Source organism: Algisphaera agarilytica, from assembly GCF_014207595.1.
Classification (GTDB): Bacteria; Planctomycetota; Phycisphaerae; order Phycisphaerales; family Phycisphaeraceae; genus Algisphaera; species Algisphaera agarilytica.
In genome coordinates, this window is the sequence record NZ_JACHGY010000001.1 from 3,664,564 (window position 1) to 3,677,243 (window position 12,680).

Below are 12,680 nucleotides of genomic sequence, written 5' to 3' on the forward strand. Positions count from 1 at the left end.
CGCCAAGCCGTAAGCGGCTTATTTTTCGTCGCCACCGGGCAGGTGGTCCAAGCAGTAACAAACCGTTCCGTTGGCCTCGGCGTTGTAGCGAAACTCCGCCTGCGGGTGAGAGATATCGGTGATTCCACACACCGAGCAGCGGTGGAACGGCTCGTTGGCTTCGGCGATCGCGTCGCGCTGGCGCTTCATTTGGTTGTGGCCACGTTTGATCCGGCGTAGCAACTCCGGGCCGAAGAAAATCATGAAGTTCAGCGTCGCGGCAAAGACCATGGCCGGCCCCGCCCAAGCTCCGACCGCGATCCTGCTGATCGCGATGTAGACGAAGATCCCCCCCGAAAACATCCCCAGCCACTTCATCTTCACCGGCAAGATGAAGAACAGCAGAATCTCAAAGTCGGGATAGAGCACCGCGAAGGCGAGGAAGACCGACGTCGCCAGAAAGGCGTTGGAGACCGGCGCTCCGGGGACGGCAAAGGCCACTGCAACGCTCGCCAAATAGCCAATCAGCCAATACAGGTTGTATTTAGGCGTCCCGATCGCGTTTTCTAAACCCGCCCCGGTGAAATACAGGATGTACCAGGCGATCACGGCGAAGAGGAAGAAGCCCGACGGCGGCACCATCATGAAGGTAAAGATCCGCCACCACTCGCCTTGGCGGACGAGCTGGGTGTCGAGCACCATGCCCGCGGCGATATCCGGGTTGGATACCCCGGCTAAGAACGACATGATCTGGACGCCGATGATCCCCAGGGTCAGGTGGGGAACGGCGAAACCCGCGAGTTTGTGTTCGAGTTGTCGGGTCCACTTCATGCCGGTGATTCCTTGCGGTGCCAATACGTTATCTTGTCGGGGTACCTTTGTCTTTTGGGTCATGGATGATGCCAATGAAAACGCTGCTGATCGATCGTTGGGCCTGGGGCCTGCTTCTTGTCGCGCTGTGCCTTCCGGGCTGCCGGAAGCCGGAGGTTGAGCCGCCCGACTATGCCCGGCCGCTCCCGCCCGGGGCTTCGGCTCTCCGCGAAGTCGACGGCACTTGGCGCGACCAGATTATCGAAGAGGCCGCATCGCAGATGACCGATGCCGCCTTCGTGAAGGCGCTGGGCCGAAGCTACGACTGGTTCCGGATCGAATCCACCAAGCAACACTTCCCCATCGAGGGTGTCACCCACGCCCGGGCCCGCGCCTCGGTTGAGAAGCTGATGGAGATCGCCGAGGCCACCGACGCCCGGGTCCGGGCCGACCGCCTCGATGCGCTGTTCAACGTCTACGAATCCGTCGGCTACGACGGCAGCGGCATCGTGCTGTTCACCGGCTACTACAGCCCGGAGTACACCGCGTCGAAGACCCGCACCGGCAAGTTCCAGTACCCGCTCTACGCCCGGCCTGCCGACCTGGTCAGCGACCCCGCCACGGGAGCGATCCTCGGGCAACAGCAGTCTAGCGGGCAGGTCACGCCGTACCCCACCCGTCAACAGATCGAGTCGGGCAACCTCCTGGCCGGGCAAGAGCTCGTTTACTTGCCCAGTCGGCTCGACGCCTACTCCATCGAAGTCAACGGCAGCGCCAAGCTCCAGCTCACCACCGGCGGCACGATGTACGTCGGCTACTCCGGGACCAACGGCCGGGACTACACCAGCATCGGCCGCCTCCTCGTCGCCGACGGCGTGCTCGACCCCAACACCGTGACCATGCCCTCCATCCGGCAGTACTTCCAGCAGAACCCCCGCAAGCTCGACGATTACATCCGCCAGAATCAACGGTTCGTCTTCTTCGAGGAGTACCCCGCCACCGATTGGCCAGCCGGCTCGCTGGGCTTCCGTGTCACCCCCCGACGCAGCCTCGCCACGGACAAACGCATCTTCCCCCGCGGCGGCGTGGTGCTCGTCTCAACGACGCTGCCCGGCGGACAGGATTTCCGCCAACTCATGCTCGACCAGGACACCGGCGGTGCTATCCGGGCTCCGGGGCGGGCCGACCTGTACTTCGGTATCGGGCCGACCGCCGAGCGTTTGAGCGGCGCTCAGGCCGCGGAAGGGCGGCTGTTTTATCTCTTCCTGAAGCAGTGATCATGCACTGGTTCTCCCGTTCGCCTCGGGCTTCGTCCGGGGGAACGCGCCGTACCGCCCCCGGGCAGAGCCCGGGGCTAAGGGGCGAGCGTCACGCGACCTAAACTTTCCCGTTGGCTCTGCTACACTCCCCGCCATGGATCGTCTCATCGTCACCCTCGACGGGCCCGCAGGTTCGGGCAAATCCACCGTCGCCCGCCGCCTCGCCCATCGTCTGGGGCTCGATTTCCTCGACACCGGGGCGATGTACCGCGGCATCACGGCCAAGGCCCTGGACCGGGGGATCGACATCGAAGACGAGGCGTACGCCGTGGTCGAGCTGGCCCGCAACGCTCAGATCCGTTTCGACTGGGAGACCGATCCCCCGACCCTTTACATCAACGACATCAACGTCACGCCACGCCTGCGGGACAAGGATGTCGTGCGTCGGGTGTCGGATGTGGCGGCGATGGACGCGGTCCGGCAGGTCCTCGTGAAGGCCCAGCAACGCATCGGTGAAGCCCACCCCGGTCTGGTCACAGAAGGGCGGGACCAGGGCTCGGTCGTCTTCCCCGACGCCGAGGCCAAGTTCTACCTCGACGCCAGCCCGCAGATCCGGGCCGAGCGCCGGGCCGCGCAGGTCCGCGAGATGGGGCGGCACGTCGACCTGGAAGCCATCCGCAACTCGATCATCCTCCGCGACCGCAAGGACTCCAGCCGGAAGACCGGCCCGCTGCTGTGCCCCGAGGATGCCGAGAAGATCGACACCAGCGCGATGACCCTCGACGAGGTGGTTGATCTGCTTGAAGGCAAGGTCCGCGTGGTCAAGGACCAGCTGGAGGGCGGGGCATGACCTGGTTCCGCGACCTGCGCAAACGCCAACCCAACCGCCCGCTCTGGCGCATCGCGATCTGGCAGTTCATGCAGTCGATGTCTTGGCTTTACCTGCTGGTGCTCTATCGCACCCGGTCCTGGGGCGTACGCAACATCCCCGACGAGGGGCCGGTGCTGCTCTTGAGCAACCACCAGAGCTTCTACGACCCGATCCTCATCGGCTTCGGTTGCAGCAAGCGCCACTTCTATTCCCTGGCCCGCCACACGCTGTTCACCACACCGATCGCCAAGCTCTTCCAGCGAGTCTCCAACGCCATCCCCGTTGAGCAGGGAGCAGGCGACACCAAGGCGATTAAGAAGTGCATCGAGGTGCTCAAAGACGACCAGACGCTGATGCTCTTCCCCGAAGGCGCTCGGACGATGACCGGGGACGTCGAGAAGTTTGAGACCGGCGCCATGCTCATCATCAAACGGGCCAAGCCCACGGTTGTTCCGGTCGCGCTCGAAGGCGTCTACGATGTCTGGCCCCGGGGTCAGAGCAAACCCAAGTGGTCGGGGCGTCTCGGGGTGATGTTCGGCGAGCCGATCCCCGCCGAAGAGCTGCTGGCGATGAAAGCCGATGCCGCGATGGATATGGTCCGAGACCGCGTGGATGCCATGCGGTCCGAGATCGCCGAACGCATCGGTAAAAAATAAATTGCGACGTTAGCTTTTCATGGCGATCGGGTCTTAGCGCGTTGTTGCGATATCGATACCGCGCTCCGAGAGTTGCATCGTTTGGCTGGCTGCCGTATGGATAGCCTTACGGGCCTGCGATCCCGATACGACCGATAAGCCGTGAGGCGTCAAAACACTGAACGATTTGGTCGATATTCAACTGTCGTGATTTGAAGTACGGCATCGGAGTCGCTTATGGATCCGCTTTGGGTTGTCATTGCTTTCCTCGTGGGCCTGGCCATCAAACAGTTTGGCTTGCCGCCCATGGTGGGTTTTCTCGGAGCGGGTTTTGTTCTCTCGGCGATGGGGGTCGAGCAATCGGACGCGCTGGATTACATGGCCGACCTGGGGGTCAACTTACTGTTGTTTAGTATCGGGCTGAAGCTGGACCTGCGCAGCTTGGCCAAGCCGGAGGTCTGGGGGGTTGCATCGATCCACATGCTGGTGACCACCCTCGGGGTGGGCGGCGGCGTGTTCGCGCTGTCGATGATCGGGCTGGGCATGTTTGCCGAGCTCTCGCTGGCGACGTCGCTGCTGATCGCGTTTGCGTTCAGTTTTTCCAGCACCGTTTTCGCGGTGAAAGTGCTTGAACAGAAATCGGAGATGAAGAGCCGGCACGGCAGCGAGGCCATCGGCGTCCTCATCGTGCAGGACATCTTTGCGATCGTGTTCCTCACCGTTTCGCTCGGTAAGGTGCCATCGGTATGGGCGTTTGGTCTGCTGCTCCTGCCCCTGATCCGGCCGCTGCTGGGGCAACTCATGGACCGCGTCGGTCACGGCGAATTGCTGATTCTGGCGGGGCTCGTTCTCGTCTATTGTTTCACCACGGTATTCGGGCTGGTACAACTCAAGCCCGACCTCGGCGCACTGATCGCGGGTCTGCTCCTGGGCAGCCACCCCAAGGCCAGCGAACTGGCCAAGAGTCTGCTGAGTCTCAAAGACCTGCTGCTGGTGGCCTTCTTCCTGAGCATCGGGCTGAACGGCCTGCCGGGAATCGAGCAGCTCTTGATCGCGGTCGGCCTCGTGGCCTTGGTGCCGCTCAAGGTCATCGGTTTCTTCTGGCTGATGACCCGTTTCCGGCTGCGGGCCCGTACCGCGATGCTCAGCTCGCTCGCTTTGGCCAACGCCAGCGAGTTCGGGCTGATTGTTGGAGACTTGGGGGTATCCAAAGGCTGGATCAGCAGCGAATGGCTGGTGGTTCTGGCGATCACGGTGAGCCTCAGCTTCATCCTCGCCGCGCCCTTCAACGCCCACGCTCACGGCCTGTTCGGCCGTTTCGTCAAGTACCTGATGCACTTTGAATCCCACACCCGGTTGCCCGACGACCAGCACATCGAGTTTGATAAACCGCCCCGTGCCATTGTCATCGCGTTGGGGCGGACGGGAACCGCGGCCTACGACGCGTTGCGTGAACACTTTGGCGACGACGTGGTGGGGCTTGATGCCGACCCCACCTCGGCCGAACGCCACCGCGAGGCCGGCCGAACCGTCATCGTGGGTGACGCCACCGACCCGGACTTCTACGAACGCCTCAACACCACCTGCGGGTGTGAGTTGATCGTCATCGGTCTGCAATCGAAGTCCGAAGCGGGCACCATCACCCGTCTGCTCCGAGCCAGCGGCTTCACCGGGCACATCGTCGCCATGGCGCGGTTCCGCGACGAAATCGAGCAGCTGCGTGAGGCCGGGGTCGATACGCCTTGCTACCTGCACGACGAAATGGGCATCGGCCTCGCCAGCTCCGCGCTGGAGTGTCTTGAGCAAGACAAAGCCGCGTAACGCAATCGCCTCGCGAGCTCACTGGTTGTTGCGGTAATTGGTCTTGGTTTCGTTCTTGGTGACGGGGATCGTCAGCGGCGGGGTATCGACGTCGCCTTTGGCCTCAGCAACAAGTTCGATGCAGCGGGCGCGCAGGTCTTCCAAGACCTCGGCATACTCGGGGTCGTTTGCGAGGTTGTTGACCTCATACGGGTCCGAGGCGATGTGGAACAGCTCTTCGTAAACCACGGGATCACCTTTGATCGACGCGGTCAGCCAGCCCTCATACCGCCCGGCAATCTCGGGGGTGACGGTGTAGAGCATGTTGTTGGGGGTGCGTTCCCGCAGCTCGCGGTTATCGTTGGCGAAGTAACGGATGTAGCGGTACTCCTGGGTGCGGACGGTTTCGCAGCGGGGGTTGCCGAAGATGGTCGACCAGAGATTTTCGCCGAAGGCGGCGTCGCGCCACGGCACGTCCTGCCCGCGGGTGATCGGCGAGAGGTCCATGCCCTGCATCGAATCGGGGGCGCTTACGCCCGCCATACTCAGGATGGTCGGGGCGATGTCGATCGACAACGCCAGGTCGTCGCTGCGTCGGCCCTGCGTCACGCGGGGGTCGTAGATGACCATCGGGACGCGGAGGTTGGTCTCGTAGCAGAGCGACTTGCCGCCCAGGCCGTGCTCGCCGTTGAACAGGCCGTGGTCGGAGGTGAAGATCAGGATGGTGTTGTCGGCGATGCCGAGCTCTTCGAGTTTTTCGCGGAGTTCGCCGACCATGCGGTCGATGCCGGTGACGGCCTGCAGGACGCGGATCATGCGTTCACGGGCGGTGTCGGGCTGGTCGACCCAGTCGTATCCGGTCTGGCGGAGGTCGGCGAGCAAGACGTCGGCGGGCAGCTTGGGGCTTTGAATGTCTTCACGCGCGATGTAGGAATCGGGCAGCGGGAGGTTGCTCTGCCATTCGCGGTAGGCGGTGCGGTAGAGCTCGTCGTCGGTGGGGCGTTGCTCCATGGACTGCGTGCTGAAGCCGTGGGGCAGGTTGAGACAGACCGAGAGCATGAACGGTTGGCCGTCCGGGCGCTTTTCGAGGAAGCGGATGGCGTTGTTCATGAAGGCTTCGTTCGACTCGGGATCGAGGAAGGCCTGGATGCCTTCGGAGACGACCTCGGCCTGGGTATCTAGCTCGGCGTTGTCGAAGATCTCGTGGCGGTCTTTGGGGTAGAAGCCGATGTGATGGTGCCCGGCGTACCAATAGTCGAAGCTCTTTTCCATGAGCCCGGTGTAGTAACCCTTTTCGCCGATGGGAAGGTGGTTCTTGCCGACGTAGCCGGTGAAGTAGCCCGCATTGCGGAGGAGCACGGGGTAGGAGTTGGCCCAGGCTTCGGGGGCCATGGAGGTGCCGGAGTTGAAGTTGATGCCGTGCATGCGCTCGTATTGCCCGAGCATGTAGCTGGCCCGGCTGGGCGTGCAGATGGCCGAGGTGACAAAGGCCTGATTAAACGTGTGGCCCTCGGCGGCGAGGCGGTCTAGGTTCGGCGTCTGGGCGATGGGGTGGCCCATGAAGCCGACCGAGTCCCAACGCTGGTCGTCGGTGAGGATGAAGATGATGTTCGGCTTGCTCGTTTCGGCGGCGGGTTTGTCCGCGGCTTGTGGGGTTTCGCAAGCGGAGAGCGTGGCGATCAGCAGGGCGAGAGTGAGCAGGCGGGCGGCGGTATGCATAGTGAGGGTTGAGAATTGAGGGAAGAGGGATGAGGGATGAGGGATGAGGGGTGGCTATCACGAAGTTGGGGTTACTCGGTGGGTTCGCGGATGATGCCTTTGAACCAGCCGCTGCCCCAGGCGGCGGACCACAGGATGTTTTCGTCGTAGGGGTCGGGCTTGATGTCGGTCATGCGATCGGGTTGGCCCAGGCCACGGTTGATCTTCAGCCAGCGTCTGCCGCCGTCACGCGACAGGTAGATCCCGGGGTTGCGGAAGTTGTCGAGTAGCTTGGTGCTCTGGCCCGCGACGCTGATCGCGATGATCTTCGGGTTCACCGGTGAGGGCTCGGCTTGCCAAACGTACGGTGCTTTGAAGATCACCTTCCACGTTTTGCCGTTGTCGGTGCTGCGCCAGACGCCGCCTTCTTCGGGCTTGCCGGTGGCGGTCCCCGCGCTTACGAGGATGTGCTTGTTGTGGCGGTCGATCGAGACGTGGTTGATCGCCTTGATGGGCTCAGGGAGCGGCACCCGCTTCCAGTTTTTCCCGCCGTTTGTGGTGCGGTAGAGGCCGCCGTTCTTGTCGTTGAGGGCGGCGTAGAGGACTCTGGGGTTGCCGGGGTGCATGGCCAGGCGTCGGACGCTGAAGCCTTGGTGGAATCCTTGGTTGCTGGGCGTCCAGGTGTAGCCGCCGTCTTCGGAGCGGTAGAAGCCGTACTCACCTTTGGTGAGCTTGGGGCCACGCCCGCCGGAGATTTCACCGTTGCGGATGTAGGTGGCACAAAAGAACATGTTGTCGGGGTTCTGCGGATCGATCAGCAGCGAGTTCTGATTGGCCAACGCCTCCCAGGAGTTGTTGGCACATTCGAAGATCGTCGCGATGTTCTCCCAGGTCTTGCCGCCATCGGTCGTCCGGCGGAGCTTTCCGCGGTTGGTCTGGCGCCAGGACATGATGTAGATCGTCTTGGGATCGTTGGGGTGGACGGCCACGGTGGCGATCGACTCGGTGCCGTGGACATGGACCTGGCCTTCGATCTGCTCCACCGCCACGGCGTCCTTGTTGGGCCAATTGCCGAGGGCGGCGGTCTGCCACAAGCCGTGCTCGCCGCTGGACAGCAGGTAGCGATCCTTGATGCCGGTCTCCAGCAGCATGAACCGCCCGGGCAGGTTGCTGCCGCCCCGGCCGATCCACCGGCCGCTACCGGGCGGCGATTCGTCGTCGTCGATCTGCTTCCAGCTCTTGCCCTTGTTGGTGGACTTGAGGGTCTGTTGGTCGACGCCGATGAAGACCTCGCCGAGGGAGTTGATGGCGAGCTTACGGTTGCCCGAGTGTTCGGTGCCTTGGTCCATGTAGGGCTGGAGGTGGGCGAACTCGATGTTGGGGTTGGTGGGGTTCTTTCGGCTGCGCCAGTACCGCTTGTCGTTGTTGCCGATCCAGTACTTGCCGTGGCGTGCGACGGTGAGCCAGTTCTTCCCGCCGTTGGGGGACATCCAGAGATCACCGGGCCCGAAGGTGCGGTCGTGTTTTTTGTTGAGCGCGAGGTAGATCTCGTTCTTGTTGAGCGGGTTGACCTCGATGCGGTTGAAAACAGGCAACACCTCACTTGGCATCCGCGTGATCGTTTTTGCTGCCTGCTGCTTGGAGATGCCCAACCAAAAACCCACGGCCCGGTGGAAGCGGTCGGTGGTCGCGGGAAAGTTGATCTCCGCCATGTCGATGGGCAGGTTACCGGTTATATCTTCCCAGGAAGCCCCGCCGTCAACACTTCTAAACACGCCGCCTTCGCAATGAATGGTCATCTTGCTTGGCGAATAGACCGTTTGCTCAACCGCATACAACACAAACTCGCCCGACGCGGCGTCGTAGTACGACGTCAGGTCGCGCGGCAGGTTGTTGGGTAATCCTTTCGAGATGTCTTTCCACGACAGCCCGCCGTCGTCGCTGATCATCATGCCGTGGCTGGTCGCCATGACGACGCTCTGGGGGTTGGTGGGGTTGACGATGATTTTGCCGACTTCCATGTCGTCGGGGAGGCCGTCGGTGATCTTCTTCCAGCTCTTGCCGCCGTTTGTGGTCTTGAGGACGAAGCCGTAGGCACCGAAGGCGAAGCGGTTGCCGTGGGGCTTGGCGGCGGAGCGGTGGTTGGCCTTGACGTTCCAGAAGTCGCCCGCGCCGACGTACCACACCTGGTCGTCCGTTGGGTCTACCGCGAGTTCGCCCATACGCGACTGCCAGTAGCCCTGCATCATCCCTCCGGGGCGCTGCTCAGCCGGGGTCCCAGGCTTCACCAGCACCGCGCCGAGCTCTTTGATCTTGGTCCACGACCGTCCGCGGTCGGTTGAGCGGTAGGCCCAGCCGTTCCAGTCGATCGCCAATCCGAAATCCGGGTCCTGCCGCGAGAACTCGATATCGAGCACGCGCTTCATCTCGTGACCCAGTCCGTCGTGGTCCTTGAGGGAGTGCCACGACTTTCCGCCGTCCCACGTCCCGTAGCTCACGTACATATCCGGACCCATGAACATGACATCCGGGTCGGTGGGGTGGCACCAGAACTCTTCGCAGTAACCGGACATGCCCGGTCCGAAATTGACCCACTCGACGAGGGGGCTGGATTTGACGGTTTGCGTGGTCAGGCGATCAAAAAAGCGATCGCCCCCGCTCTGCGCGTTTGACGGTACAATGAGCGAAAGCATCAAAAGGCAAAATACGCCGAGACTCAAGACGCGAGCGGGGCATTCGTTCATGAATCGATCCACCAAGAGTTGAAAATGCAAGCCGATGAGGCATCGCAGAGAATCACAAGTTGATAAAATTGAATGAATCCAACCGACTGTGCCGAATTTCTACAGCAACTACCTGATGGCCGTTTTGGTGCAACGCTAAGCCGACTATCAAACCGTCCGACATTCGTTAAATAGTTTACCTCGTTTCTTTTTCCTTGTCCGGCAGACCCATGAAACAGCAACAAGAATCAGATGTTCCTCAAGCCGACTCCGGTTTGTCTCTTGCCTTTATCACCCTACGGCTTTGGCTGGCGGCGCGTGCCCTGGTGACGGGCCTGGAGAAATTCAGCGGCTCCAAAGTCAGCGATGCCGCGGTCACGATCGACGGCGAAGTCAACAGCTACGGCCTGACGGCTTCGGACAGCGAAAAGGTCTACGGCCTGGAGTACTACCAAGGCGTGCCCGAAGCGCTATATAGCAAATTCGTCTCCGAACCGCTGATCCCCGAGTTTGCGCTTTCGCTCTACGATAAGGTCCTCGGGCCGGCCCTCCTGATCCTCGGCGTGACGCTGTTGCTCGGGGTGTTCACCCGCCTATCGTTATTCCTGATGGGGCTGCTCTATACCAGCCTCACGCTGGGCCTGATCCTGATCAAGCAGGACGCCGGGGTGGCCTGGCTGGGTATCCACGTGCTGATGGTCGCGGTCGCGCTGATGAATGTGAAGCACAACCGTTTGGCCCTGATCAAGAAGTGGTAACGCCTCGAGGCGCTTACATCTCGGAGAATAGCTGTGACAGACACTTCGCCTAACAACACAACCACCAACACTGAGCAGGTCGGCATCAGCCGCCGTTCGTTCCTTCGTACAGGCAGCGCCGCGGGCGCGGGCCTGGTGCTGGGGGCTCCGGCCGTCCTGAGCGCCGCGGCCACCAACGCGCCTTCCGACGAGCTGCGTGTCGGCTTCATCGGCTGCGGCAAGCAGCAAGAGGTCCTCTTCAACTCGATGAAGAACATCCCGGGCATCCACTACGCCGCGGTGTGCGACATCATGAAAGACCGCGTCGGCCGGGCCTTCGGGCAGATCCGCTCCGGATTCGATTACAGCCCCAAGCGCTATCTCGACGCGGAGGATATGCTCGCCAAAGAGAAAGACCTCGACGCGGTGTTCGTCGCCACGCCGGACTTCTGGCACGCCCCGCACACAGTGATGTGCCTCGAGGCGGGCATCAACGTCTACTGCGAAAAGATGATGTCCAACACCATTGATGGTGCACGCTCTATGGTCCGCGCCGCCGAGGCTTCGGGCAAGCTCTGTCAGATCGGCCACCAACGCCGGTCGAACCCGCGATACCGCTACACCCTGGATCAGCTTATTCACGGCCAGCAGATCTGCGGCCCGATCGTGAACATCAACGGCCAGTGGAACCGCGGCGTCGGCGCTTCGCAAGACATCAAGGTCAAAGAATCGACCCTGCCCGACTTGGCGACCCTCAACAAGTACGGCTTCAAGGACAACCACCAGTACCTCAACTGGCGTTGGTACCGCGACCTTTCGGGCGGGCCCATTTCCGACCTCGGTGCCCACCAGATCGACATCTTCAACTGGTTCCTGGGCAAGAGTCCGAAGTCGGTCATGGCCTCGGGCGGCAGCAACTTCTTCAAGCACCGCGAGCACTTCGACAACGTCATGTGCGTGTTTGAGTACGACACCCCCACCGGCGGGGCCCGTGCGTTCTACCAGGTGCTCACCACCACCAGTGCCGGCGGCGGGTACTACGAGTCGTTCATGGGGACCGAAGCGACGGTCCAGATCTCTGAACGCAACGTGTTCACCAAGATCTACCGCGAATCGGACGCCCCCAGCTGGGACCCGCTGGTCGCCAAGGGATTCCTCAAGCGCTCGACCGCGGCCGCGGCGGCGCCGAGCTCCGATGGCGGGGCGGTTGCGTCCTACGCCTCGGCGGCCCCCGAGGCCTACGAACTGCCCGGCGACCTCAACAAGCCGCCGCACCAACCCCACATCGAAAACTTCTTCAACGCCGTCCGCGGCAAAGAAAAGCTAACCTGTGACGCTCGTCACGCCTTTGAATCCGAAGCGCCGATCTACTGGGTCAACCCGGCCGCGGATAACCATGAAACCATCCAATTGACTGAGGAACACCTGAGCGTATGAAACTCACCACCACCCTGACCGCATCGTCACTGATTCTTTCGGCCTGCTTGCTCTCGGCTTGCGGTGACAGCTCCTCCACGGCCGACGCCGAGGGCGGAAGCGACTCGGCTTCCGCCTCCACGTCTGCATCCGGCGGCATGATCCTGACCACCGACCTGCCCGAAGAACGCCTCGAAGGCACCCCGATCCCCAACAAGGTGCCCAACCTCGTCCAGCCGCCCACCGAAGCCCCGAAGATCACGGTGCCCGAGGGCAGCACGCTCCTCTCGGCGGGCAAGCCCGTCACCGCCAGCGACGACTTCACCATCGTCGGCGACATCGCCTACATCACCGACGGCGACAAGCAGGCCGGTGAAGGCTACTACGTCGAAGTGATCGACGGCCTGCAGTGGGTCCAGATCGACCTCGAAGCGACGCACAACATCGACGCGGTTTGGGTTTGGCACTTCCACAGCCAACGCCGTGCGTACCACGACGTGATTATCCAGATTTCCGACGACGAATCATTCGAGTCTGGCGTGACCACGATCTACAACAACGACTACGACAACTCCGCTGAAATGGGCCAAGGCAAAGACGCGCCGTACATCGAGAGCCGTTTCGGCCTGCTCGTGGACGCCAAGGGTCAGGCCGGCCGGTATGTCCGTCTGTACAGCAACGGCAGCACCGCCAACGAAATGAACCACTACACCGAAGTCGAAGTCTTCGGCCGCCCGGTCGAGTAGTTCCGA

Annotated in this window: 10 protein-coding genes; 7 read left to right on the forward strand and 3 right to left on the reverse strand. The window is 62.2% G+C overall.

What is annotated here, in order from left to right; all coding sequences use genetic code 11:
* Window positions 1-18: 18 nt before the first annotated feature.
* On the reverse strand, window positions 19-810 hold the full coding sequence (locus HNQ40_RS15895; protein ID WP_184678808.1) for a rhomboid family intramembrane serine protease: 792 nt from the start codon (window positions 808-810) through the stop codon (window positions 19-21).
* Window positions 811-875: 65 nt separating this feature from the next.
* Between HNQ40_RS15895 and mltA the strand changes: the two genes are divergently transcribed.
* From mltA to HNQ40_RS15915, 4 genes are all read left to right on the forward strand, one after another.
* Window positions 876-2,066, forward strand: a complete 1,191-nt coding sequence (gene mltA / locus HNQ40_RS15900; RefSeq protein ID WP_221435577.1) for a murein transglycosylase A — start codon at window positions 876-878, stop codon at window positions 2,064-2,066.
* 136 nt (window positions 2,067-2,202) lie between these two features.
* Window positions 2,203-2,898, forward strand: coding sequence for a (d)CMP kinase (gene cmk / locus HNQ40_RS15905; RefSeq protein WP_184678810.1), 696 nt, complete (start codon window positions 2,203-2,205; stop codon window positions 2,896-2,898).
* Window positions 2,895-3,575, forward strand: coding sequence for a lysophospholipid acyltransferase family protein (locus HNQ40_RS15910; protein WP_184678811.1), 681 nt, complete (start codon window positions 2,895-2,897; stop codon window positions 3,573-3,575). The genes cmk and HNQ40_RS15910 overlap by 4 nt, the downstream gene beginning before the upstream one ends.
* A 216-nt stretch (window positions 3,576-3,791) precedes the next feature.
* Complete coding sequence (locus tag HNQ40_RS15915) at window positions 3,792-5,375, forward strand: cation:proton antiporter family protein (RefSeq protein WP_184678812.1); 1,584 nt, start codon at window positions 3,792-3,794, stop codon at window positions 5,373-5,375.
* Window positions 5,376-5,393: 18 nt separating this feature from the next.
* Here HNQ40_RS15915 and HNQ40_RS15920 read toward each other — a convergent pair whose 3' ends face one another.
* Window positions 5,394-7,073: a sulfatase family protein gene (locus tag HNQ40_RS15920; protein ID WP_184678813.1), complete on the reverse strand. Its 1,680-nt coding sequence runs from the start codon at window positions 7,071-7,073 to the stop codon at window positions 5,394-5,396.
* A 71-nt stretch (window positions 7,074-7,144) separates the two neighbouring features.
* A complete protein-coding gene (locus HNQ40_RS15925; protein ID WP_221435578.1) occupies window positions 7,145-9,625 on the reverse strand; it encodes a sialidase family protein in 2,481 nt (826 codons plus the stop codon).
* A 380-nt stretch (window positions 9,626-10,005) separates the two neighbouring features.
* On the opposite strand from HNQ40_RS15925, the gene HNQ40_RS15930 reads away from it, so the two are divergent.
* Genes HNQ40_RS15930 through HNQ40_RS15940 form a run of 3 tightly spaced genes read left to right on the forward strand, consistent with a single transcriptional unit; the run spans window position 10,006 to window position 12,674 of the window.
* Window positions 10,006-10,533, forward strand: a complete 528-nt coding sequence (locus HNQ40_RS15930; RefSeq protein ID WP_184678815.1) for a hypothetical protein — start codon at window positions 10,006-10,008, stop codon at window positions 10,531-10,533.
* A gap of 33 nt (window positions 10,534-10,566) precedes the next feature.
* Window positions 10,567-11,949, forward strand: coding sequence for a Gfo/Idh/MocA family oxidoreductase (locus HNQ40_RS18665; protein WP_221435579.1), 1,383 nt, complete (start codon window positions 10,567-10,569; stop codon window positions 11,947-11,949).
* Window positions 11,946-12,674, forward strand: a complete 729-nt coding sequence (locus HNQ40_RS15940; RefSeq protein ID WP_184678816.1) for a discoidin domain-containing protein — start codon at window positions 11,946-11,948, stop codon at window positions 12,672-12,674. The genes HNQ40_RS18665 and HNQ40_RS15940 overlap by 4 nt, the downstream gene beginning before the upstream one ends.
* Window positions 12,675-12,680 lie beyond the last annotated feature (6 nt).

Bases quoted from the DNA above. Each gene is read 5' to 3' on its own strand.
- HNQ40_RS15910 (WP_184678811.1), top strand. From the start codon at position 2,895: ATGACCTGGTTCCGCGACCTGCGCAAACGCCAACCCAACCGCCCGCTC.
- HNQ40_RS15920 (WP_184678813.1), bottom strand. From the start codon at position 7,073: ATGCATACCGCCGCCCGCCTGCTCACTCTCGCCCTGCTGATCGCCACG.
- HNQ40_RS15940 (WP_184678816.1), top strand. From the start codon at position 11,946: ATGAAACTCACCACCACCCTGACCGCATCGTCACTGATTCTTTCGGCC.
- cmk (WP_184678810.1), top strand. From the start codon at position 2,203: ATGGATCGTCTCATCGTCACCCTCGACGGGCCCGCAGGTTCGGGCAAA.
- HNQ40_RS15915 (WP_184678812.1), top strand. From the start codon at position 3,792: ATGGATCCGCTTTGGGTTGTCATTGCTTTCCTCGTGGGCCTGGCCATC.
- HNQ40_RS15930 (WP_184678815.1), top strand. From the start codon at position 10,006: ATGAAACAGCAACAAGAATCAGATGTTCCTCAAGCCGACTCCGGTTTG.
- mltA (WP_221435577.1), top strand. From the start codon at position 876: ATGATGCCAATGAAAACGCTGCTGATCGATCGTTGGGCCTGGGGCCTG.
- HNQ40_RS15925 (WP_221435578.1), bottom strand. From the start codon at position 9,625: ATGTCCGGTTACTGCGAAGAGTTCTGGTGCCACCCCACCGACCCGGAT.
- HNQ40_RS15895 (WP_184678808.1), bottom strand. From the start codon at position 810: ATGAAGTGGACCCGACAACTCGAACACAAACTCGCGGGTTTCGCCGTT.